Source organism: Clostridium sp. C105KSO13, from assembly GCF_001517425.1.
Taxonomy (GTDB): Bacteria; Bacillota; Clostridia; order Lachnospirales; family Lachnospiraceae; genus Muricomes.
This window is the reverse complement of sequence record NZ_FBWL01000161.1, coordinates 23222-46903: the sequence shown is the minus strand read 5'-3', so window position 1 is coordinate 46903 and position 23682 is coordinate 23222. Positions and strand designations below refer to the sequence as shown.

Sequence of the window (23682 nt, the reverse complement as noted above, 5' to 3'; positions counted from 1 at the left end):
TTGGGTGTAAACTTTAGACACCTTTTGGGGATGATGCGCCCTGGAAGGGGGGACGGGGATGGAATTTCGAGAACGAAATTTCCTTTTTTATTTACACGGAAAACCATGAAGAAATACCCCGGCAGTCCATTAAACAAATAAATATGAAAAGAAAGGGAGGGAGCAATACGGAAAGTTTAACAAAGAACTTGTTGGAAGAGTTGAATGTGGAAACTGTGTTTACGATTCCTGTCTTCGGCGGGATCAGCGTGTCGGAATCAATTGTCGTCACCTGGATTATCATGGCAGTTGTGATTCTGCTTTCCATCATTTTGGTTCGGAATCTTCGTGTGGAGAACCCAGGGAAGAAGCAGCTTGTGCTGGAATCCGCAATTGGCTGGATACAGGACTTCTTTGTGGATGTTATGGGCAGGGAGAATAAGCGCTATGTCCCATATTTGATTACTGTGATTCTCTATCTGGGCATTTCGAACATTATAGGTCTGTTTGGTTTTAAGCCGCCTACAAAGGATTTGAATGTAACGGCGGCACTGGCTATTATGAGTATGTTCCTGATTGAATATTCAGGAATACACAGAAATGGAGTGAAGCATTGGGTCAAACATTTTGCAGAGCCGGTACCCGTTGTGGCGCCTATACTCATTTTGGAGATTATAATCCGTCCGTTGTCTCTTTGTATGCGGCTGTTTGGCAACGTGCTGGGAGCCTTTGTCATTATGGAGCTCTTAAAGCTGGTTGCTCCGGTGCTGGTGCCCATACCATTTAGCTTTTACTTTGATATATTTGACGGGTTTTTACAGGCCTATGTATTTGTGTTCCTGACGGCATTGTTTATGAACGAGGAACAAGAGTAAGAGGGACAAACAAAAAGAATTTAAAGATGATTAAAAAAAGTATAAAGGAGATTAATATTATGACAATCGCAATTGGAGCAGCTATAGCAGTTTTGACAGGTGTTGGTGCAGGTATCGGTATTGGCTTGGCAACAGGAAAAGCAGTGGATGCAATCGCAAGACAGCCGGAGGCAGAGGGCAAGATCAGTAAGAATCTTATTCTTGGGTGTGCGCTGGCTGAGGCAACAGCTATTTACGGATTTATTATCGGTTTGTTGATTATTTTACTTTTGAAATAAATAACAGTTACTTAGAAAGGCAGGTGGGACAGGTGTTACAATTAAATGTGAGCAGCCTTCTCTTTACCATTATAAACCTTGTTGTTTTCTATCTTTTGTTGAAAAAGTTTTTAATCAAACCGGTTACTAATATCATGGAAAAGCGTGAAAAACTGATTGCTGACGGCTTGAATAACGCCAGTGCTGCTCAGGAAGAGGCTGCACAGATGAAACGGGAATATACAACAGCTCTGTCCGGAGCTAAGGAAGAGTCTGTCAAGATTGTGGAAAAAGCACAGGTGCAGGCGAAAGCCGAGTATGACAGAATTGTGGCTGAGGCTGATGAAAAAGCCGGAAGCTTGTTGGATTCTGCCAAGTCTAATATTCAATTGGAGCAGGAGCAGACAAAGAAAGCGCTGCAGTCGGAGATTGCAGGTCTTGCTATGGCAGCAGCCGCAAAGCTTGTAAGTGAAAAGACAGAGAATCAAGGAAATCAGGGGATTTATAATCAATTTCTGGAAGAAGCAGGTGATACGCATGAAGACTTGGACAACGACTAACCATAAGTACTGTCCACAGGCGGCAGTGCGATATGCGCGTGTGCTGTATGAGCTGAATGTTCCTGAGGAAGACATACAAAAAACAAAGGAAATTTTTGCCAGGGCACCCCAGCTTCACGATGCCCTTTTAAACCCGACTATCCCGGAAGAACATAAGCGCAAGGTGATAGATAAGGTATTCCCTGAAGAAATCAGGAATTTTCTGAAAGTGACGTGCAGATATCAGAGGATAAACCTACTCACGGACATTTTCACGGCATATGACAGATACTGCGACGAACAGAACCAGATTCTGAAAGCGGTACTGACATGTGTAGAACCTCCAAGCGAGGTGCAGTTAAAACAAATACAGGCGTTTCTGTGTAAAAAATATGATGCCCGCAGGGCAGATGTTGAAATCAGAGAAGATAAGGAACTGCTCGGCGGTTTTGTGCTGTATGTAAAGGGCGACGAGTACGATTGGAGTCTGAAAGGACGCCTGAATCGATTAGAAGAAAAATTGACCTGGAGGTGAACAAGGTGAGTTCAATCAATTCAGATGAAATTATTTCTATTCTGAAGAATGAGATAGAAAATTTTGATGCAATCAGCAAGAACAGTGAAGTTGGAACTGTCATCTCAGTAGGGGACGGCATTGCCACTGTTTACGGGATTGATCACGCCATGTACGGGGAAATTGTGACTTTTGAAAACGGGCTGAAGGGAATGGTACAGGATATCCGCAAGGACTCTGTAGGATGCATCCTTTTTGGACATGAGACAGGAATCAAAGAAGGCACAAAAGTAAGCCGTACAAAGAAAAGAGCCGGTGTTCCGGTTGGAGACAAGTATATAGGAAGAGTTGTGAACTCTCTGGGTGCGCCCATTGACGGGAAAGGTGAAATTCCCGCAGATGATTACCGGCCGATTGAAGAGGAGGCCCCGGGCATCATCGACCGTAAATCGGTTTCCGTGCCTCTTGAGACAGGTATTTTGTCTATTGATGCCATGTTTCCTATAGGACGCGGACAAAGAGAGCTGATTATCGGGGACAGACAGACGGGTAAGACGTCTATAACTCTGGACGCGATTATCAATCAGAAAGGAAAAGATGTAATATGCATATATGTTGCAATCGGACAGAAGGCATCTACAGTGGCAAAGGTGGTCAATACTTTATCGGCAAACGGTGCTATGGACTATACCATAGTACTTTCCTCCACTGCAAGTGATTGTGCACCGCTCCAGTATATTGCACCTTATGCGGGAACAGCTCTGGCAGAGCATTTTATGTATCAGGGGAAAGATGTACTGATTGTGTATGATGATTTGTCTAAACATGCGGTTGCTTACCGCGCGTTGTCCTTGCTGCTGGGAAGATCACCGGGACGGGAAGCTTATCCTGGAGATGTATTTTATCTGCACTCCAGACTTTTAGAGAGGTCCAGCCGTCTAAGTGAGGCCAAAGGAGGCGGCTCTATTACGGCACTTCCTATTATTGAAACACAGGCGGGTGACGTATCCGCTTATATTCCGACTAATGTTATATCCATTACAGACGGCCAGATATTCCTGGAAAGTGATCTGTTCTTTTCCGGCATGAGACCGGCGGTCAACGTAGGACTTTCTGTATCCCGTGTGGGTGGAGCCGCTCAGACAAAAGCCATGAAGAAGGCCGCAGGAAGTATTCGTATTGACCTTGCTCAGTATCGTGAGATGGAGGTGTTTACACAGTTCAGTTCAGATCTGGATGCAGCAACGAAAGAACAGCTGCAGTACGGCAGCGGGCTGATGGAGCTTTTGAAACAGCCTTTAAGTCATCCTTTGAGTATGCATGAGCAGGTGATTACTCTGTGCGCGGCAACTCATAAATTATTTTTGGATGTTGAGAAGAAAAAGGTAAAACAGTGCCAAATGGATATGCTGCATTACTTCGACACGGCCCATCCGGAGATTGGGAAAGAGATTGAAGACAAAAAAGTTCTTACGGGTGAGCTGACAGAAAAAATTGTGGAGACGGCGAAGGAATTTAAGAAGAGCAGGTGTTAATATGGCAAATATTAAAGAAATTCAGACTCGTATAAACAGTGTCAAGGACACGATGAAAATTACAAATGCGATGTACATGATTTCCTCTTCCAAGGTGAAACAGGCCAAGAAGAAACTGGCAGATACTGAACCATACTTTTATGGTATGCAGGGAGAGATTGCCAGAATTCTGCGTCATGTACCTGAGCTGGAGCATTCTCATTTTGACGAGCGTGAAGGTATACCGCCGGATGAACGGAAGATAGGCTCTATTGTCGTTACAGCTGACAAAGGACTTGCCGGTGCATATAACCACAATATCATAAAGCTGGAAGAAGAACTGTTAAAGCAACCGGGAATACACAAATTGTTTATTGTCGGTGAACTTGGGCGGCATTATTTTTCCAAAAGAGATGTGGAGATAGCATCTCAGTTCCAGTATACAGTTCAAAAGCCAACTATGCATCGGGCTAGAAATATATCCTCTGCAATTTTGGAGCAGTTTGAAGCGGGTGAACTGGATGAAGTCTATATTTTGTATACCCGTATGGAGAATTCTATGCTGGTTGAGGCTGAGAAAGTAAAGCTTTTGCCTTTGGAGCGGGAATTCTTCAACCCTAGGACTTTACCATTGAATATGTACAGAGAGGAAATCGTGTTTTATCCTTCCGCAAAAAGTGTCATGGATGTTATAGTGCCACATTATGTGACAGGTATGATATATGGCTGTCTGGTAGAGGCCTATGCCAGTGAGCATAATGCCCGGATGACAGCGATGAAGTCAGCGACAGACAGCGCAGAGAGCATTATAAAAGAACTGTCTATCCAATATAATCGGGCAAGGCAGGCTGCAATCACTCAGGAAATAACAGAGGTCTGCGGCGGTGCGAATGCGCAGAAGAGGAAAAAGTAAAACAATTCTGAAAATGGAGCGCAAAAGGGACAGTCCCCTTTGCAGTAAGGAAGTGAGAACTGATATGAATAAAGGACGAATTGTACAGGTCATGGGACCTGTCATTGACGTAGTGTTTGAGGACGGCAATCTTCCTTTTATTAAAGATGCACTGGAAGTTGAAAACAACGGAAAGAAATGTATCATGGAGGTTGCCCAGCACCTGGGAAATAATGAGGTGCGCTGTCTGATGCTTGCTGCCAGTGAGGGGCTGCATAAGGACATGGAGGTGACTGCTACCGGTGCGGGAATTAAAGTCCCGGTCGGAGATCAGACACTTGGTAGATTATTTAATGTTTTGGGAGAGACTATCGATGACGGAGAGGCCCTGACGGAGGAAGAAAAGTGGGTAATACACAGAGATCCTCCCAGTTTTGAGGATCAGAGCCCGGTTGTTGAGATACTGGAGACGGGGATTAAGGTTATTGATCTTCTTGCCCCGTATGCCAAAGGTGGTAAAATTGGTTTGTTTGGTGGTGCCGGAGTCGGAAAAACTGTGCTGATTCAGGAACTGATCCGCAATATAGCCACAGAGCATGGCGGATATTCAATTTTTACAGGTGTCGGTGAGCGTTCCCGTGAGGGAAATGACTTGTGGACAGAGATGGGGGAATCCGGGGTACTGGCAAAGACAGCCCTGGTGTTCGGACAAATGAACGAGCCGCCTGGAGCCCGTATGCGTGTGGCGGAAACCGGACTAACTATGGCAGAATACTTCAGAGACGTGGAGCATCAGGATGTGCTTCTGTTCATTGATAATATTTTCCGTTTTACCCAGGCAGGTTCGGAAGTATCAGCACTTCTTGGACGTATGCCTTCTGCCGTAGGTTACCAGCCTACGCTGGCCACAGAGATGGGGGAACTGCAGGAGCGTATTGCATCTACAAAAAACGGATCTGTTACATCGGTACAGGCTGTTTATGTACCGGCTGATGACCTGACTGACCCTGCGCCGGCAACCACATTTGCTCATCTGGATGCAACAACCGTACTATCGAGAAAGATTGTAGAGCAGGGAATTTATCCGGCAGTAGATCCGCTGGAATCCAACTCCCGTATTTTGGAGGCAGATATTGTAGGTGAAGAGCACTATGAAATAGCAAACCAGGTTACAGAAATTTTGCAGAAATATAAAGAACTGCAAGATATTATAGCAATCCTTGGTATGGAGGAACTGTCAGATGAAGATAAGGCAGTTGTCCTGCGTGCAAGAAAAATCCAAAGATTTTTATCCCAGCCATTCTTTGTTGCGGAAACCTTCACTGGTACTCCGGGGAAATATGTGCCGCTAAAAGAAACAATTCGTGGTTTTAAAATGATAATTAATGGAGATATGGATCAGTATCCAGAGTCAGCTTTCTTTAATGTGGGAACAATCGATGATGTCATCGAAAAAGCAAAGGCAGAAAGTGCCGCAGAATAGAGGTGTATGCATATGGATACATTTGGGCTGAAAATAATAGCAAGTGATAAAGTTTTTTATGAAGGGCGCTGCAGAAAACTGATTCTGCCTGCCCCCGACGGAGAAATAGGGATTCTGGCAAACCATGAGAATGCAGTAATTGCCCTGGGAGTCGGAGATGCACGGCTGGAATATAAAGAGGACCAGTGGATGGAGATCGCGTTAGGTGAAGGCTTTGCTGAAGTCATAAATAATCGTGTGACTGTCCTGGTGAGTACTGCTGAACGCCCGGATGAGATTGACATACACAGGGCGGAAGAAGCAAAAGAACGTGCAGAAGAACGTCTGAGGCAGAAACAAAGTACACAGGAATATTATCAAACCCAGGCCGCCCTGGCGCGGGCCATGAACCGGCTTAAGATATCTCAGAGAAAGAAATAGACATATGTTTTTATGTGATAGAAAACTTCATTTCCTATCACATAAAAATCCCTCCGGGAGATGCGCATTACGCGCAAGAGGAAATAGGTCGTTAAAGCGATCGCGCTTCGGCGCGAGAGTCTGGCAAGCCAGACTCTTTTTTGCGTCTTGCAATTTAAATAAGATTATACTACAATAAACCTATCAAAACTCAGGAGAGACAAATTCATGGGAGAAAGAATTCGACAACGTCCAATTATAGAGATTATGAATGAAATATTAGGTACAATACGCGACTATTATGACTCTGAATATGCTTATTATATAGAAAAAGACGATGAGGATATCCTTACAATTTACGAGTGGTGCGCAGAAGATGTACCATGGCAGAGAGATCGTCTCAAGATGCTGGATGTGGAACAGCTGCCAAAGTGGATGAAACAGGAGATTACTGATACCAGGGAAGATGATTACAGCGTGTTCAGCCCTCTAAGCGACGGTGAGGTAGCTATACTGGCAGCGGTTGGCGTACACAGAGGAGGGTGTGATATTTCTCTTATGCGTGCGATTATCCCGTATATTTCACAGTCCATTTCTCTGCAGAAGGTACAGAAGCAGCAGGAATATCTGAGCTATCATGACGACCTGACAGGGCTGCTCAATAGAAACAGCTTTGTTGCGTATCTGTCAGACTCGGAACAGGGCGAACTGAAAGCTTTGGGAATTGTATCGCTGGATATCAACAGGCTGAAGGACTTTAATAAAGAATTCGGACGTGAATACGGAGATGAAGTGGTGATCCGTGTGGGAGAAGTTCTGGAAGAATACTTCAAAGGAGCCATGGTATTCAGAATGACCGGCGACGAATATCAGGTAATCATGGAGAATGTATCCTATGAGGATTTTATGGAGAACGTCCACGGAGTTCATAAGAAGCTTGATAATATCAGTCTCGGTCTTGTTTCCATGGGATATGCCTGGGAGAAGGAAGATATCAATGTGGGTAGACTCGCGGGCAGGGCTGAGAGTATGATGCAGGAGGAAAAACAGAAGTACTATAAGCATCAGAAAAAAGGGCATCATGAACCGATTATCAAGGAAGACTTGCTGGAGGATATCAGGCAGGGAAACTTTATAGTGTGTTTTGTTCCCAAAATGGATGTCACAACCGAAGAGGTAGTCGGAGCCGAGGCTATCGTACGCTATCACCATAAAGACCTTGGTATTATGAATCCGGGAAAATATATTACCCTTTTAGAAGAGACCAAGCTGTCACATTATCTGGACATGTATGTATTTGAACAGGTCTGTAAAACTTTAAGACACTGGGAGACAGAGGATCTGCCCGTGCTGCCTGTTTCTGTTAATTTTTCGGAGACAACACTGGTGCAGGAGGGAATTATTGAGAAGATGATGGCTCTTGTGGAAAAACACCATGTTTCCTGTGAATATCTTGAGGTGGAAGTTTCTGAATCATATACTTCTATGAGCCAGGGAATGCTGGCGGAGACAAGTGATAAGATCAGAAAAGGGAACATCCGTGTTATATTAGATCATTTTGGTGCAAAGGATTCCAGTTTTTCGATTCTTTTTATGATGGAATTCGATGGCTTAAAACTGGACCATAGCCTGATTACCAATATCGTGGGCAACAAACGAAGCCAGATTACGGCCAAGGCCGTTATTGATATGTGCAGACAGCTTGGAGTCCATGTAACAGCCACAGGGGTAGAGACCCAGGATCAGTTAAATGTAGTGAAAGAACTTGGATGCGATTATGCACAGGGAACTTTGTTTAATAAACCAATTACAATAGATACTTTTGAAGTGCGCTATATGAAAGGCTAAGGGCAGCCTGTCTATGATAAGAACTTGGATTGCAGATATCCGCCCCCTGTATGAAATAGACAAGTATCAGACATGCTATGAAACCCTTCCTATATTTAGAAAAGAAAAGGCTGATAAAATTCAGTCTCAAAGAGGAAAGGCACAGAGCGCGGGGGCATGGGCATTGCTGGACAGAATACGAAAAGAATATGGGATTGCAGAGGAGGCAGCATTTAATCTCTCTCACTCGGGAGATTATGTGCTGTGTTCTGTTGCTTTGGATTATGTCAGTGAGCCTCAGGTTGGATGCGATATAGAGTCGGTGAAAAGAGCAAGATTAAAAGTTGCTGAAAGGTTTTTCTGTCCGTCGGAGTATAAAATGATTCTGGAGGAGGAAAACAAAGAACTACAGGATGATCTGTTTTACAGGTTCTGGGTGCTTAAAGAAAGCTTTATGAAAGCGACCCGACAGGGAATGGCTATGGATACAAAAGGTTTTGAAATCCAGTTATCCGAACCGCCCACTCTTCTGAAAAGGCCAGACGGCTACCCACAAGAATACTATTATCGAGAATATGATGCAGGGATACCGTACAAAATAGCAGTTTGTTCCACTGATAAAAAAATAGATTCAAAAATACGGATGGAGTTAAAGTTATGAATGCAAAGTTTAGTAAAAAGATGCAAAAGATATTGATTTTGGGAATAGTATGCGGTGCAGTGCTGGGGACGGTGATTACTTACGCTGCGGCAAGCAGGACAGTGGACCAAAAGAAAACTGTTATGGCCGAGACAGAAAAGAAATGGCAGGCGGAGAATAAAAAACTCAAATCTCAGATTGAAACACAGTCAGAAGGGGAGAAGTCAGTGGAGTCAGCTGCTGTACTTTCAGAGAAACAGCCGGATGACTGGGCTCTTGTGCTGGTAAATGATTCTTATCCCCTGGATACAAAGTATGTTCCGGAGCTCACGGAGATTGCTTCGGGATATTCCGTTGATACCAGAATCGCTGAGGATACAAACAAGATGCTGGCAGATGCAAAAGCTGTGGGGTTTAATGTTCATATTACTTCTGCATACCGCTCTTATAACGACCAGACGGCAGTGTTTAATGATACAATGCAGGATTGGGTCAATCAGGGAAACAGTTATCTGGACGCCTATAACGAGACAAAAAAATCTGTAGCGGTGCCGGGGTACAGTGAACATGCGCTGGGTCTGGCTCTGGATATTACCTCGGTGGATTATCAGGGCCTGGATGAAAAGCAGGCTGATACCCCCGAAACAAAATGGCTGATGAAGAATTGCTATAAATATGGTTTTATTCTTCGGTATCCTTCAGAAGAAATAGAGACTACTGGCATTACCTATGAGCCATGGCATTACCGTTATGTGGGAAAAGACGCAGCGAAGGAAATTACAGAAAAAGGAATCACTCTCGAGGAATACCTCGGTGTGAAGTAGAATTGTTACAATCTTGACGTGTTTTTATGTTTTTGTTAGAATGAAAAAGGGGAAAAAGATAGGTTTATGAAGAAACTATATTGTTTCTAACTATCGAGTATAAGTTCATTTTAATAAGGAGGAAAAGAATGGAAGATCTTACGTTTGGAGAACAAGTCAAAATTATTCTTGGCCGCAGAGGCATGACTATCAAAGAACTGGCAGAGACAATGGAGAAATGTACTGGACAGAAGATGTCAAGGCAGAATCTGACACAGCGTCTGGGAAGAGATAATTTTCAGGAACAGGACATGCGCAAAATTGCAGAGATTCTGGGCTGTCCATTTCATTTAAGCATTTTATCGGGAGATGCTCCGGCGGCCAGAACAGCCGAGACTGCAGCCGCCGCAAGGTCTGCTAAGGAGCCGGATGCCCGTAAGATGGAAGAGCGAGATATGACAATTGGTGAACTTTATAAGATTCATGAGGGATTGTCTCAGCTGGAAGAGAATGTTCAGGAAGGCAAGCAAATTGAAAATATAAAAGAAGAACTGGAGAAGACTGAAGCAGGGGAATCAGATATACAGGAAGACGAAAGCCCTGGCGTGGAGCCGGATGATCTAGATCAGGATGATTTTGAGCCGGTTATCCGGCATGATGATGTCGAGGAGGACAGGGAGCTGGGAGATATGAATCCATATACAGGACGGGAATACCAGACCAACAGTGTCCGCATGCATCCCACCAGAATAGGCTATGTTCAAGTATATGACCGCGCCGGTCATAAGTGGACAGATATGACAGAGTGGGCCTTCCTGGGGTATCAGGAGCGTAAGAAAGCTTTGCTTGGCAAAGAATATGAACCACCAATTTATCTAGACTAATGTTACTCTACGTAGTATAAAGGAAAGGCAGATTATGGAATGGAGCACATTGCTTTGTACAAGGCGCATGCGCGGCGGTGCAGGAGTCAGAAAGCAAATTACAACAGATTTAAGAAGCGAGTTTGAAAAGGATTATCATCGTATTATCGGCAGTGCTTCTTTTAGGCGGCTGCAGGATAAAACGCAGGTATTTCCCCTGGATAAGAGCGACTTTATCCGAACCAGGCTCACACATTCACTGGAAGTGTCTTCTTTGGGAAAATCTCTTGGACAGAATATAGGGGAGAGCATTGTTAATTGTAAAAAAGATCCGGATTTTACTCCTAAGATGAAGGAAGACATCTGCCATATACTTCAGTGTGCGGGATTGATTCATGATATTGGAAATCCACCCTTCGGACATTTTGGAGAAGAGACTATCAGGGAATGGTTTATCAAGAACCTGCCATACATGACCTACCGTGGTGAGTCCGCAGAAAAGATGCTGACACTTCAGATGAAGGAAGACTTTTATCATTTTGAGGGAAATGCCCAGGCACTGCGTCTTGTGACGAAATTACATTATCTTGTGGATGAGTACGGTATGAATCTGACTTATGCACTTCTGAATACGATTGTTAAATATCCAGTCCCTTCCACGGAAATCAATACTGATTCAGGGAATATCAAAGAGAAGAAAATGGGCTATTATTATGCCGACCGGGATATATTTAAAGAGGTTTCTGCAGCAACCGGAGCAAAGAATAACCGCCATCCATTGACTTATATTCTGGAAGCGGCAGATGACCTTGCCTACAAAACTGCGGACATCGAGGATGCATTTGTTAAAGGTTTTCTTTCATATCATGCGTTGTGCAGGGAACTTAAGAAATTGCAGACAGAAAATCCTGATGCAGGCTTTCCAGCGCTGGAAAAACTGAAAACTCTGTATGAGCGAGGAATAAAGAAAAAAGTAAGCCATCCGGAATCCTATGCTGTTAAGAACTGGATTGTGCGGGCACAGGGATATCTCATCAGCTGTGCAACTTCCGGATTTATATCCCATTATGAGGAGATTATGGCTGGAACTTTCAAGTACGATTTGTTTTACGGGAGCTTTGGCGGAAGACTCATGGACCTTCTGGGCGATATTGCATATCACTATGTATTTAGCTCCAGGGCAATATATAAGATGGAAGTTACGGAATCTGTAATACTAAATTTCCTTATGGACAAGATGGTACACGCGGTGCTGTACTACAACACAGGGGAAATACTGGAGCCTATTGACAGCAGGGTTGTGTCCTTTATCTCTGACAACTATAAGAATGCATATAAACATCAGGCAGAGGGAAAGAGCGAGGCAGAAAAATTATACCTCCGCCTGATGCTTGTGACAGATTACGTGTGTGGTATGACAGACAGCTATGCCAAACGCCTGTATCAGGAAATGAATGGGTTGATTTAAAAAATAGATTTATAAAACTGGAGCCGGGGCATTTTGATATGCTTCCGACTCCAGGTGTTATCCGCATTGAGGGGAATGGTGGATATCATTGATGCAAATGGAACAGATGGTCTTATCAAAAAGTATTCTTTAAAAGTGCTGGAAGAACTTGGTGAGCATCTTACTGATGAGATTATGACAGACCTTAATTACCAAGTAGATGAGCTGCAGAGATCTCCAAAGGAAGTGGCAAAAGAATTTTTGCAAAACGAAGGGTTATTGCCTAAATAAAAATGGCCTTATAAGTCAGGACAGCGCACGAATGTGCTGTCTCTAACTTATAAGGTTTTTTGTATTGCAAGAAGAGTTAAAAAGCTCTTCCTGAAAATTTCGGGTTATCTCATATAACGGCACCAGTATCCAAATTCCTCGGAGTCATCTTTTTCATCGCTGTTCAGCGTCATTTGTTCAACTTGAGACTTAGTGAACTGTGGGAACCCGAACAATTCTGCCGCCTGTGCTTCACGAGGGCTGTAGACGCCTGGAACTCCAAGCCAGTAGTGACCTCCTAATTCCACCAGCATCAGGTGGTGATAGTTGTGATATCCATGCATTAAAAAGCTGTTGTTGGCAATGTTCCAGTATTTGCGTGGGAGGATGGAAAGGTCTGAACGCTGAATTTTCCGAACATTTTCTATATCCTGAGCCTGGGATTCAGAAGGTGAGGACTGTGGTGTCTCAGACTCTGTCCCGATAATCATCCCATCGTTTTCCACTGGTGCAGGCCCTTCTTGAGTTTCCGCGGTTGATTGCCCGCCAACATTCGAAGTTGGCTGTCCACCAGCGTTTGAGGTCGGCTGTCTTCCTATATTAACAGCTGGCTGCATTTCTCTTTCAATAACAGGAGTCCTTTCTGTGAGAGGGACAGATACTCTTTCCGTTCCCGCAGGTGGTGTTACACCAGCTCCCGGAATTGGAGTCCTTTCCACCCTGGTAAGTGGTGGCGTTCCCGTCACAATGGGCGGAATCCCGTCTGTATTTGCGTTAGGCTGGGGCTCGTTTACGGTGGGGGGGATTTCCCATACATTTGTGTTAGGAGGTGTACCCGTCACAGTGGGAGGAGTTCCCGCTGTATTTGTGCTAGGCGGTGCTCCGGTCACGGTAGAAGGAGTGCCTCTCATATTTGTAGTGGGCTGAGTTCCCGTCATAGGAGAAGGGGTGCCTCTCATGTTTGTATTGGGCTGAGTTCCCGTCATAGGAGAAGGGGTGCCCCTCATATTTGTATTGGGCTGAGTTCCAGTTATAGGAGAAGGGGTGCCTCTCATATTTGTATTAGGCTGAGTTCCCGTCATAGGAGAAGGGGTGCCTCTCATATTTGTATTGGGCTGAGTTCCCGTCATAGGAGAAGGGGTGCCCCTCATATTTGTATTGGGCTGAATTCCCGTCATAGGAGAAGGGGTGCCTCTCATATTTGTATTGGGCTGAGTACCAGTTATAGGAGAAGGGGTGCCTCTCATATTTGTATTGGGCTGAGTTCCCGTCATAGGAGAAGGGGTGCCTCTCATATTTGTATTGGGCTGAGTTCCAGTCATAGGAGAAGGGGTGCCTCTCATATTTGTATTGGGCTGAGTTCCAGTCATAGGAGAAGGGGTGCCCCTCATATTTGTATTGGGCTGAGTTCCCGTCATAGGAGAAGGGGTGCCTCTCATATTTGTATTAGGCTGAGTTCCAGTCATAGGAGAAGGAGTGCCCCTCATATTTGTATTGGGCTGAGTTCCAGTCATAGGAGAAGGAGTGCCCCTCATATTTGTATTAGGCTGTGTCCTGGTGAATGGAGAAGGAATTCCCCCTGTATTTGTTGTATTGGGAGGTGTCCCGGTTACGGGGAAAGGAGTGCCTCCCATATTTAAGTTGGGTTGTGTCCCAGTGGATGGAGTCCCCTCTATATCTATGCCGGGACCCGGTCCTGTTGCAGCAGGCTGCCCTTCTGTTACTTCCTCTTCCGGGATTGGAACTTCCCCTTCCGGGATTGGAACTTCCTCTTCCGGAGTGGGAACTTCCTCTTCCGGCGTTGGAACTTCCTCATCTGGGGTTGGAACTTCCTCATCTGGGGTTGGAACCTCCTCTCTAATATTTCTCGTGTCAAAATTTGATTGCTCTGTGGCTGCCACAATAAAGCGCAGTTCAGGAGTGCGGAAGAAGAACCCGTCTATTGAATCCAGTGTTCTGTTTCCGGGGAACACGGAATCCGGTATAGAAAGATTTGCCGTGACACTTTCGTCTTCACAGGGGATCACAGCAATTTTGCGTGCAATAATATCTGGATCCTGTTCATAAAACGCAAAAAGGTCAATCATATCACCGGACCGGACAGGGATTCTGCGGGCGTTGATTTTCAGAGTAATCGTTTGATAATTCTGTGAAACTCTGAGAAAACCTACATTTCTAAGCCGTTCTTGATTTTTATATTCATACAAATAATAGATTCCGGGGTTCATTTTATACCTCTGGTCTTGTCTCTCTTTCCTTCTAACTTATTCAGGTATCTTTTGAAAAAGAACCGGATTTGTGGTAAATTAATAAAAAGGCATCAAAAATATTAGGAGATTACGGCGGTAGAAACAATGGATTTGGATATAAAATATATGAAAGAGGCAGTTAAACAGGCGAAGAAGGCATATGCACTGGAAGAGGTGCCTATAGGCTGTGTCATAGTTTATCAGAATAAGATCATTGGAAGGGGATATAACAGAAGAACCACAGACAAAAACCCACTAGCTCATGCAGAACTTCTGGCAATTAAAAAGGCGAGCAAAAAGATGAATGACTGGCGCCTGGAGGAGTGTACCATGTATGTTACACTGGAGCCTTGCCAGATGTGTTCCGGTGCGATTGTTCAATCAAGAATTAAAAGAGTAGTGGTTGGCTGCATGAATCCAAAGGCAGGCTGCGCGGGGTCAATTTTGAATATGCTGGAGATGAAGGAATTTAATCATCAGGCAGAACTTTCAACGGGAGTGCTGGAGAAAGAATGCAGCAATATGATGAAACAGTTTTTTAAAGAGCTCAGGGAAAAACAAAAAGAGAAGAAAAAGAACAAAGATTAATTTTATTCCGTGCATTACGCTTCGAATGCGTCTCCACAAACGTTACCTTGGAAGTTAACTCAACGCAGGCACCCTCACGGCACCCGGAAGATTCTGCTTAGTGCTGCTTCGTTCCCGATCTGACACGGTTCACAGATTTCCGTCGCGTAAGACCCGAATCTCAACGCCACTTTCCAAGGGCAGCTTTGTAAATCAGCACCCTCTGCGCAATATCACCCCTGCTATAGCGGATTGCAGGTACAAGGTACCGCTAGCACCCCGGCTGCACGGAACTTAATTCTACATTGTTTTTGCTCATATGTCAACGGATAGGAGAATTTAATTTTATGAAGGTTTTATTAACAGCGGTCAATGCAAAATATATACATTCTAATCTGGCAGTCTACAGTCTGAAAGGCTATGCGTCGGAGTACAGTGATAATATAAGCATTGCAGAATATACCATTAATCAGGGGATAGATGAGATCCTGGCGGATATCTATGGACGGGCACCGGAGATCCTGTGCTTTTCCTGCTATGTGTGGAATGCTGTCTATGTGAATCAACTGATTACAGAAATAAAGAAAGTTCTGCCTCATGTCCGCATCTGGCTGGGAGGGCCGGAGGTTTCTTACAATGCGGCGGATTTTTTGAAAAAGCACCCTCAAGTGGAAGGAGTGATGCGCGGGGAGGGGGAGGAAACCTTTCTGGAGCTGATGCACTATTTTACCGGAAAGATAACCGGGCTCCAAAGCGTGCATGGGATTGTGTACCGCAGGACAGATGAGAGCAGCAGCTCTCCGGTGGTTGTGGAAAACCCCTGGAGGCAGGCAATGGATATGGATAAGCTTCCCTTTGTATACTATCGTAATCTGGAAAGATTTGAGAATAAGATTATTTATTATGAATCCGGCAGAGGCTGCCCGTTTTCATGCAGTTATTGTCTTTCTTCTATCGACAAATGTCTTCGCTTCCGGAATCTGGAGTTAGTAAAAAAGGAACTGCAGTTTTTTATAGACGCAGGTGTTCCCCAGGTGAAATTTGTGGACAGAACTTTCAACTGCAATCACAGACATGCAGTGGAGATCTGGTCATATCTTGCAGAGCATGACAAAGGAAAAACTAATTTTCACTTTGAAGTGGCGGCAGATCTTCTAAGTGAGGAGGAACTAGAACTTATAGAATCCATGCGTCCGGGGTTGATTCAGCTAGAGATAGGAGTGCAGTCTACGAATCCGGATACAATAGGGGAAATCCGACGCGCGATGGATTTTGATAAGGTCAGTAAGTGTGTAGGCCGTGTCCGGGCAGGCAAAAATGTGCACCAGCATCTGGATTTGATAGCAGGCCTTCCATATGAAGATTATCAAAGTTTTCGCCGGTCTTTCAATGAGGTTTATGCCCTAAGACCCGACCAGCTTCAACTGGGGTTCTTGAAAGTGCTGAAAGGCTCCCGCATGCATGAGATGAGTGGGGAATATCAGCTTCAATATCAGGAGAGACCGCCTTTCGAGGTACTGTCCACAAAATGGCTGCCCTTTAGTGATGTGATTCGTTTAAAAGGGATAGAAGACATGGTGGAAGTATATTATAACAGCGGACAGTTTACTAACACACTGCAATTATTAGAACTGGCTTTCACCGATGCCTTTACTATGTATGAGGAACTTAAGGATTATTATGAAAAAAACGATTTTAACATGGTAAATCACTCGCGGATTGCCAGATATGAGATACTGTTTGCTTTCGCGACAGAATGGGATGCAAAGAATAAAGAGAGATACAGGGAGCTATTGACTGTGGATTTATATCTGCGGGATAATGTGAAAAACAGACCTGCTTTTGCGGGGAATCCTACTGTAACAAAGGAGGAGGCCGCTAAATTTTACAAAGAGGAAGCCGCCTATCATAAATATCTCAAAGGTTATGAAGCCTATGACAAACGCCAGATGCGTAAGATGACCCATTTGGAGAAAATAGACGATAAACTTCTGTTGTTTGATTACAAAAATAGAAGTTTACTTACAAATCAGGCAATGGTTTTTTATATTTAGATAAATAGGATTCTTGCAAAAAACCAGTAAAGAGTATAAAATATATCCAACATTACCAGAAATATTGAATAACAGAAAGGTGAAAGAAGATGAATTTTTACGATAAAAAGATAAGGAGAATTATCTCCACTATAGTTATAGTAGTTGTTGTAGCTATGGTCGCAACTATGATTATTCCCTATCTTATATAAGAATAAGATTAACAGTGCAGTCCAGACTCAAGATGAGACAAAGATTATGAAAGTAATTCAGGCAGTCACAGGGCAGGCAGCAGGATAGATTAAGAAACAGGAAAGGCAGATAAGTATGAAAGTCGGCAATATATCGCAGACCGTGTGGAACAGGTCAGTGTACAGACAACTATATATAGAGGGAAACGAAATCCTTTTGCCTCCATCTCTGGAAGAACCTTGTTCCGCTTTTTGCCTTCCTGCAGAGCAGGAGGAAGAAAAGGACTGTAAAGGAGTTTGGGTATACACCAATACAGAGGTTTTTGGAGATGCTGCAAATGTCGGGAATTTTGCAGTTTACAGGGTACTGAATGATCTGGCAGTCCGCGGGGCATGTCCGGTTAGTGTCTCCTTGAGAATTCTTCTGACGTCTTCTGTCACTGAAGCAAGGCTGAAAGAGATGATCTCATGTACGGAGGCAGTGTGTAAAACTGTGGGTGTCCCCATTACAGGAATAAAGGCAGAAGTGAGTCCTGCTGTAATCCACCCAGTCCTCTTTGCCGCCGGGGTGGGATATATACAGGCAGAAAGTATGACTCGTGCCTCCGACGCCCTTCCCGGACAGGATCTTATATTGTGCGGATATGCAGGTCTGGAGGGCACCTTGAGGATACTTTCAGAGAGGGAAGATGAGCTCGCAGAGAGATTTGTTCCGGCATTTATCCGCCGGACAATGGAACTTGAGAATCAACTGCCCGCAATGGATGCAATTACAGCGGCCAGATGTGCGGGAGTCTCTGCAATGCATCAGGTTGGGCAGGGTGGTATCTTTGCAGCATTGTGGGAGTTGGGGGAGGCCTCCGGGGTTGGAATGGAAGTAGACATGCACGAGATGTCCATGAGACAGGAAACCATAGAGATATGTGAATATTATGGTTTGAATCCGTATCAGCTGACATCTGCGGGATGTATACTTATGACAGCAGATGACGGCGGCTCCCTGGTAAGGATTTTGGAGGGGGTGGGTGCACGAGCCACCAGGCTTGGGGTTATCAGGCAGGAGACGGCCAGAGTGATCACAAGCAAAACAGAACAGCGATTTTTGGAACGCCCGGCACCCGACGAGCTGATGCTCTGGTGGGAGCGGGAATGAAATGATATAAGGAGAAGAGGACATGGACGAGCTGAGATATGAAATATTAAAGTACCTGGAAAAGCACAGCAGGGTGAACCTGGGGGAACTCGCGGCTATGATGGGCGTGGATGAAACAACAGTGGCAAATGAAATTGCGGATATGGAAAAGCAGAAAATTATCTGCGGTTATCATACGCTGATAGATTGGGACAAGGCAGGAATAGAGTCAGTGAGTGCCCTGATCGAGGTAAGAGTGACTCCACAGCGGAACCGTGGTTTTGACAGGATTGCACAACGTATTTATAACTATGATGAGGTGCATGCGGTATACCTGATATCCGGGGGCTATGATCTACTTGTGTCACTGGAGGGGAAGACACTAAAAGAAGTGTCACATTTTGTGGCGGAACGGCTATCTACAATTCAGGATGTTATAGGCACGGCAACCTATTTTATTCTCAAGAAGTATAAGGATCACGGGACAATTATGGTTCCAAAGAAAGAGGAAGAAAGGATGCCGGTGACACCATAATGAGAAATCCATTATCTAAGAAAATAGTAGAAATAGAGCCCTCCGGCATACGCAAGTTCTTTGATTTGGTAAACGAGATGGAAGATGCCATATCTCTTGGTGTCGGAGAACCCGATTTCGATACTCCCTGGAGGATACGTGAAGAAGGAATCTATGCGTTGGAAAAAGGGCGCACCTTTTACACTTCCAATGCGGGGCTCCAGGAGTTAAGGGTGGAAATCTGTAGTTATCTGGACAGAAAAATACATGTAAAGTATAATCCCGGTACGGAAACATTAGTTACTGTGGGGGGGAGCGAGGCGATAGATGTGGCCCTGCGCTGCATGCTGGATCCCGGGGATGAGGTACTGATACCCCAGCCCTGCTATGTCTCCTATCTGCCGTGTGCAGTTATGGCGGACGGAGTCCCGGTTGTAATTCCTCTCCAGTATGACAATGAGTTCAAACTGACTGTAAAAGATCTGGAAAAGTACACCTCCCCTAAAACAAAAGTTCTGATTATGCCCTTTCCAAATAACCCTACCGGCTCTATCATGACAAAGGAAGAACTAGAACCGGTGGCAGAGTTTGTAAAAGAACATGATCTGTATGTTTTGTCGGATGAGATTTATTCGGAGCTGACCTATAAGTCTGCCCATGTTTCGATTGCAAGCCTGCCGGGAATGCGGGACAGGACCATTGTTATTAACGGTTTTTCTAAAGGATTTGCTATGACAGGATGGCGTCTGGGGTACTGCTGTGGGCCGGAAACAATTATTGAGCAGATGATAAAGCTGCATCAGTTTGCAATTATGTGTGCCCCTACGAACAGTCAGTATGCAGCTGTGGAAGGGCTGAAGAACTGCGCTGAAGAAGTAGAGGAAATGAGAAAGTCCTATAATCAGCGGAGACGGTTTCTGATGCACGAGTTTGCTCGTATGCAGCTCGAATGTTTTGAACCTTTTGGAGCATTCTACGTGTTTCCCAGTATTCAGGAGTTTAGCATGACATCAGAGGAATTTGCTAACCGTCTGCTGCAGGAAGAGAAGGTTGCTGTGGTTCCGGGGACTGCGTTCGGAGCTTGCGGAGAAGGCTTTTTAAGAATTTCTTATGCCTATTCTCTGGAGGATTTGAAGGAAGCACTGGGGCGGCTGGGACATTTTGTTCAGCGGCTAAGAAATGAGAGGTAAGAAGAATGTTGAATATTGTACTGCATGAACCAGAGATTCCGGCAAACACGGGGAATATCGGGCGCACATGTGTAGCCACAGACACCCGTCTTCACTTAATTGAGCCCTTGGGATTTAAACTAAGCGAAAAGGCACTCAAACGTGCCGGGATGGATTATTGGCCGAGCCTTAATGTGACAACTTACAACGACTTTCAGGACTTTCTCGAAAAGAATCCCGTGGGGAAGATATACATGGCCACCACCAAGGCATCGAAGGTTTATACAGAGGCAAAGTATGAACCCGATTGTTACATTATGTTCGGGAAAGAGAGCGCAGGTATACCGGAGGAAATATTGGTGAAGAATAAGGAAAACTGTGTGAGAATCCCCATGGTGGGAGATATAAGATCCTTGAACCTGGCCAATTCAGTGTCAATCATTCTGTATGAGGCATTAAGACAGAATCAATTTAATGGCATGAATCTGGAAGGACATCTGCATCGGTTAAACTGGGAAGCATAAATAGGCTAGTTCATAAAATAACAGGGTATTTGCAGTGCTCTGTTATTTTTTAAACAAAAATATACACAACGTGCATAACAGCCCTTGCAATAAAATTGTAGACTATTGCTAATATTTGTGGTACGCTAATATAAGTATGAAAAAAGGGGGTGACTGATGTATGGTGGAAGAGACCATTCAGGCAATACGAGAAACAGAGGCAAATGCCGGAGCTATTGTGAATGATGCAGATGAAAAGTGTAGGAAAATGCTGGAAGATGCATATAAAGAAGCCGAACGGCTGAAAGCAAAGCAAAGGGACACAGCCCTAAAGGAAGCAGATGCCGTGATGGAGACTGCCCGCATGAATGGAGAAGAGTTTCAGAAGGCTGCAGCAGCGTCTATTGAGAATGAGATAAAGCTGCTGAGAGAAACTGCTTCAAAAAGGGAGGAAGAAGCTATCAGCCTCACAGTGTCACGGCTTGTGTAGAAAAAGAAAAGGGAGGGCAAGAATATGGCGGTAATGCAGATGCAGCGAATGAGTATCTGCGCGTTAAAGAGAGACCGAAAGGCGATTCTGGAGAGACTCCAGAGTATGGGGGTCATGGAAATGAACCATATACTGGAGGAGGATGAAGACTTTCACAGGATGGATACGGCAAAGGCAAAAAGCAGTTTTGATAAGGCAGCGGCATCAGCCGATCATGCATTGGAGATACTGCAGCACTATGTTCCGGAGAAACAATCCATGTTATCGTCTTTGGCGGGAAAAGAACTTGTAGACAGAAAGAGATATGGCACTGTAGTGCAAGAGAGAGACACTCTGCTAAAGACGGCAAAAAGAATTCAGACACTGGACAAGGAGAGCGCAGAACAAAAGGCAGCCATCCTTAAAATTGAAAACAGCATAGAGAGCCTGAAACCCTGGCTTTCACTGGGAGTACCTCTGAACTTTGAGGGTACAAAATATACGGTAATGATCCCTGGAGTCATGTCTGGGATGCTTACCCTGGAGCAGGTATATGAAAAATTGGCAGAACAGGCACCGGAACTTGAGGCCGACGTGTATATCATCTCCACAGAACAGGACACTACTTACCTGATTGTCGTTTGCCTCAGAGAGATGGAAGAACAGATGGCGGAGGCTCTTAGGGGTATTGGGCTTGCCAGACCGTCCTATCTGGTAAATCAAGTGCCCGCAGATGCAAAATCCGATATGGAAAAGGAAATTTCACAGCTTCAGTCTCGAATTTCAGAGATTGAGAGGGAAGTATCTGATCTGGCGGTGCACAGAGAAGGTCTGAAAATTTTATCTGATTATTATCAAGTCCGGAGGGAGAAGTATGAAGTACTTGGTCAGCTGCCCCAGTCGGAACGAACATTTCTGGTAAGCGGCTACGTACCTCAGACGCAAACCGCGAAGGTACAGAAGTCTCTCACTGACAAATATGACTGCGTTGTAGATGTTGAAGAGTTGGAGGAAGAAGAGGAAGCTCCCGTGCTTTTAAAGAACAATAAGTTCTCGGCCGCTTCGGAGGGGATCGTGGAAGCCTTTGGGCTGCCCGGAAAAGGGGAGATAGACCCGACCACGATTATGTCCTTTTTCTATGTGTTCTTCTTTGGCATGATGCTCTCTGATGCAGCATACGGAGTCATTCTTTCTGTCGCATGCGGAATCTTATTATTAAAGTTTCCAAGAATGGGAAGAGGCTTGAAGCAAAATATGCAGTTGTTTTTCTGGTGCGGCATTTCCACATTATTCTGGGGAATTATGTTTGGCGGCTATTTCGGAGATGCAATTACTGTTATTGCAAAAGTGTTTTTCGGCCGGGATATCGTAGTGCCGGCACTGTGGTTTACGCCCTTGGATGAGCCTATGAAGCTGCTGGTATTTTGCATGCTCTTTGGTGTAATCCACCTGTTTGTAGGTCTGGGAATCAAGGGATACATGTATTTGAAGGATAAGAAGTTTGTGGACTTCTTCTGCGATGTGGTTTTATGGTACATGTTGTTAGTGGGATTGTTGATTATGCTGATTCCAAGTGAGCTTTTTGCATCCATCGCCCAGACGACAATTGTATTTCCGGCTGCAGTAAACGCTCTTGGCAAATGGCTGGCAATTCTTGGCGCACTGGGAATTCTGCTGATGTCTGGGCGGGGGCGTAAGAACTTCGGTCTTAGAATTGCTCTTGGCGCATATGACCTTTACAATATTTCCGGCTGGCTCAGTGACGTTTTGTCCTACTCCAGACTTCTGGCCCTAGGACTGGCTACCGGAGTTATTGCATCTGTAATTAATCAGATGGGAAGTATGGGAGGAAAGAGCATAACAGGCGTAATTATATTTGTTTTAGCTTTTATCATAGGTCATTTATTTAACATGGCAATTAATCTTTTGGGGGCTTATGTGCACACAAACCGTCTGCAGTTCGTAGAGTTTTTCGGAAAGTTCTATGACGGCGGAGGGCGTGCATTTCATCCATTTAAAGAAAATACAAAATATACAGATATTGAGGAGGAAACAAAGTAATGAAAGAGTTAGGAATGGTTTATGCACTATTAGGTGCGGCAGCAGCAGTATTTCTTTCGGGAACAGGTTCAGCAAAGGGCGTAGGAATTGCGGGCCAGGCTGCATCGGGAGTTGTAGCAGAAGATCCGAGTAAATTTGCAAAGGTATTGATTATGCAGCTTCTCCCCGGTACACAGGGACTTTACGGATTGATCATCGGATTCGTTACTCTGTCTAAGATCGGGCTTCTTGGCGGTGGCGCTGCCGATATTTCTGTAAAGACTGGTCTCATGATATTGGCAGCTTGTCTTCCTATCGGAATCGTTGGGCTTCTTTCCGGAATTTCTCAGGGAAAGACATCTGCAGCTGCAATCGGGGTAGTTGCTAAGAAACCAGATCAGTTCGGTAAGGCAATGCTTTTCCCTGCAATGGTTGAGACATATGCAATTCTTGCACTTCTGATTTCATTTTTGGCAGTCAGTGCAATTCAGATTTAATAAGCGAAGAAAACAG

Annotated in this window: 24 protein-coding genes and 1 other RNA gene; 23 read left to right on the top strand and 2 right to left on the bottom strand. The window is 44.7% G+C overall.

The window, feature by feature from the left end; all coding sequences use genetic code 11:
• Positions 1-143 precede the first annotated feature (143 nt).
• From BN3456_RS07225 to BN3456_RS07160, 14 genes are all read left to right on the top strand, one after another.
• Positions 144-854, top strand: coding sequence for a F0F1 ATP synthase subunit A (locus tag BN3456_RS07225; protein ID WP_242862826.1), 711 nt, complete (start codon positions 144-146; stop codon positions 852-854).
• A gap of 59 nt (positions 855-913) precedes the next feature.
• Positions 914-1132 carry an ATP synthase F0 subunit C gene (gene atpE, locus BN3456_RS07220; RefSeq protein ID WP_089983493.1) on the top strand — a complete coding sequence of 73 codons (219 nt, stop codon included), beginning with the start codon at positions 914-916 and terminating at the stop codon, positions 1130-1132.
• A 32-nt stretch (positions 1133-1164) separates the two neighbouring features.
• Entirely contained in the window at positions 1165-1671 is a 507-nt protein-coding gene (gene atpF, locus BN3456_RS07215) for a F0F1 ATP synthase subunit B (protein WP_089983466.1), read from the top strand.
• Positions 1649-2185 (top strand): ATP synthase F1 subunit delta, encoded by a 537-nt coding sequence (gene atpH / locus BN3456_RS07210; protein ID WP_089983465.1) that lies wholly within the window; start codon positions 1649-1651, stop codon positions 2183-2185. The genes atpF and atpH overlap by 23 nt, the downstream gene beginning before the upstream one ends.
• Positions 2182-3699, top strand: a complete 1518-nt coding sequence (atpA, locus tag BN3456_RS07205; protein WP_089983464.1) for a F0F1 ATP synthase subunit alpha — start codon at positions 2182-2184, stop codon at positions 3697-3699. Before atpH ends, atpA begins: the two co-directional genes overlap by 4 nt.
• A gap of 1 nt (position 3700) precedes the next feature.
• Positions 3701-4591: an ATP synthase F1 subunit gamma gene (gene atpG / locus BN3456_RS07200; RefSeq protein WP_089983463.1), complete on the top strand. Its 891-nt coding sequence runs from the start codon at positions 3701-3703 to the stop codon at positions 4589-4591.
• Between the two features lie 64 nt (positions 4592-4655).
• Positions 4656-6053 carry a F0F1 ATP synthase subunit beta gene (gene atpD / locus BN3456_RS07195; RefSeq protein ID WP_089983492.1) on the top strand — a complete coding sequence of 466 codons (1398 nt, stop codon included), beginning with the start codon at positions 4656-4658 and terminating at the stop codon, positions 6051-6053.
• Between the two features lie 6 nt (positions 6054-6059).
• Positions 6060-6473 (top strand): ATP synthase F1 subunit epsilon, encoded by a 414-nt coding sequence (gene atpC, locus BN3456_RS07190; protein WP_347457958.1) that lies wholly within the window; start codon positions 6060-6062, stop codon positions 6471-6473.
• Positions 6474-6680: 207 nt separating this feature from the next.
• Positions 6681-8300 (top strand): bifunctional diguanylate cyclase/phosphodiesterase, encoded by a 1620-nt coding sequence (locus BN3456_RS07185; protein WP_089983461.1) that lies wholly within the window; start codon positions 6681-6683, stop codon positions 8298-8300.
• A gap of 13 nt (positions 8301-8313) precedes the next feature.
• The gene (locus tag BN3456_RS07180) at positions 8314-8940 is read left to right on the top strand and encodes a 4'-phosphopantetheinyl transferase family protein (RefSeq protein ID WP_089983460.1); all 627 of its coding nucleotides are present in this window, start codon (positions 8314-8316) and stop codon (positions 8938-8940) included.
• A complete protein-coding gene (locus tag BN3456_RS07175; protein WP_089983459.1) occupies positions 8937-9743 on the top strand; it encodes a M15 family metallopeptidase in 807 nt (268 codons plus the stop codon). Before BN3456_RS07180 ends, BN3456_RS07175 begins: the two co-directional genes overlap by 4 nt.
• Positions 9744-9871: 128 nt before the next feature.
• Positions 9872-10606, top strand: a complete 735-nt coding sequence (locus BN3456_RS07170; protein ID WP_089983458.1) for a helix-turn-helix domain-containing protein — start codon at positions 9872-9874, stop codon at positions 10604-10606.
• A 34-nt stretch (positions 10607-10640) separates the two neighbouring features.
• The gene (locus tag BN3456_RS07165; RefSeq protein WP_089983457.1) at positions 10641-12053 is read left to right on the top strand and encodes a deoxyguanosinetriphosphate triphosphohydrolase; all 1413 of its coding nucleotides are present in this window, start codon (positions 10641-10643) and stop codon (positions 12051-12053) included.
• A gap of 75 nt (positions 12054-12128) precedes the next feature.
• Positions 12129-12323: a glycine betaine ABC transporter substrate-binding protein gene (locus tag BN3456_RS07160; protein WP_089983456.1), complete on the top strand. Its 195-nt coding sequence runs from the start codon at positions 12129-12131 to the stop codon at positions 12321-12323.
• A gap of 104 nt (positions 12324-12427) precedes the next feature.
• On the opposite strand, the gene BN3456_RS07155 is transcribed toward BN3456_RS07160, so the two are convergent.
• Positions 12428-14530 carry a hypothetical protein gene (locus tag BN3456_RS07155; protein WP_089983455.1) on the bottom strand — a complete coding sequence of 701 codons (2103 nt, stop codon included), beginning with the start codon at positions 14528-14530 and terminating at the stop codon, positions 12428-12430.
• A gap of 126 nt (positions 14531-14656) precedes the next feature.
• On the opposite strand from BN3456_RS07155, the gene tadA reads away from it, so the two are divergent.
• Entirely contained in the window at positions 14657-15139 is a 483-nt protein-coding gene (gene tadA, locus BN3456_RS07150) for a tRNA adenosine(34) deaminase TadA (protein ID WP_089983454.1), read from the top strand.
• A 7-nt stretch (positions 15140-15146) separates the two neighbouring features.
• Here tadA and ffs read toward each other — a convergent pair.
• Positions 15147-15409: signal recognition particle sRNA large type (gene ffs, locus BN3456_RS07145), an RNA gene on the bottom strand.
• Between the two features lie 56 nt (positions 15410-15465).
• Here ffs and BN3456_RS07140 point away from each other — a divergent pair.
• The 8 genes from BN3456_RS07140 to BN3456_RS07105 all read left to right on the top strand — a co-directional run bounded on the left by BN3456_RS07140 (position 15466) and on the right by BN3456_RS07105 (position 23666).
• On the top strand, positions 15466-17172 hold the full coding sequence (locus tag BN3456_RS07140) for a B12-binding domain-containing radical SAM protein (RefSeq protein WP_089983453.1): 1707 nt from the start codon (positions 15466-15468) through the stop codon (positions 17170-17172).
• A 306-nt stretch (positions 17173-17478) separates the two neighbouring features.
• Positions 17479-18495 (top strand): AIR synthase-related protein, encoded by a 1017-nt coding sequence (locus BN3456_RS07135; protein ID WP_089983452.1) that lies wholly within the window; start codon positions 17479-17481, stop codon positions 18493-18495.
• Positions 18496-18526: 31 nt separating this feature from the next.
• Positions 18527-19009: an Lrp/AsnC family transcriptional regulator gene (locus tag BN3456_RS07130; protein WP_347457973.1), complete on the top strand. Its 483-nt coding sequence runs from the start codon at positions 18527-18529 to the stop codon at positions 19007-19009.
• Positions 19009-20178 (top strand): aminotransferase class I/II-fold pyridoxal phosphate-dependent enzyme, encoded by a 1170-nt coding sequence (locus tag BN3456_RS07125; RefSeq protein ID WP_089983450.1) that lies wholly within the window; start codon positions 19009-19011, stop codon positions 20176-20178. Before BN3456_RS07130 ends, BN3456_RS07125 begins: the two co-directional genes overlap by 1 nt.
• 5 nt (positions 20179-20183) lie before the next feature.
• Positions 20184-20681 carry a tRNA (cytidine(34)-2'-O)-methyltransferase gene (locus BN3456_RS07120; protein WP_089983449.1) on the top strand — a complete coding sequence of 166 codons (498 nt, stop codon included), beginning with the start codon at positions 20184-20186 and terminating at the stop codon, positions 20679-20681.
• Positions 20682-20841: 160 nt separating this feature from the next.
• Positions 20842-21150: an ATPase gene (locus BN3456_RS07115; RefSeq protein ID WP_089983448.1), complete on the top strand. Its 309-nt coding sequence runs from the start codon at positions 20842-20844 to the stop codon at positions 21148-21150.
• A 24-nt stretch (positions 21151-21174) separates the two neighbouring features.
• Complete coding sequence (locus BN3456_RS07110) at positions 21175-23190, top strand: V-type ATP synthase subunit I (protein ID WP_089983447.1); 2016 nt, start codon at positions 21175-21177, stop codon at positions 23188-23190.
• A complete protein-coding gene (locus tag BN3456_RS07105; RefSeq protein WP_089983446.1) occupies positions 23190-23666 on the top strand; it encodes a V-type ATP synthase subunit K in 477 nt (158 codons plus the stop codon). The genes BN3456_RS07110 and BN3456_RS07105 overlap by 1 nt, the downstream gene beginning before the upstream one ends.
• Positions 23667-23682: the final 16 nt, after the last annotated feature.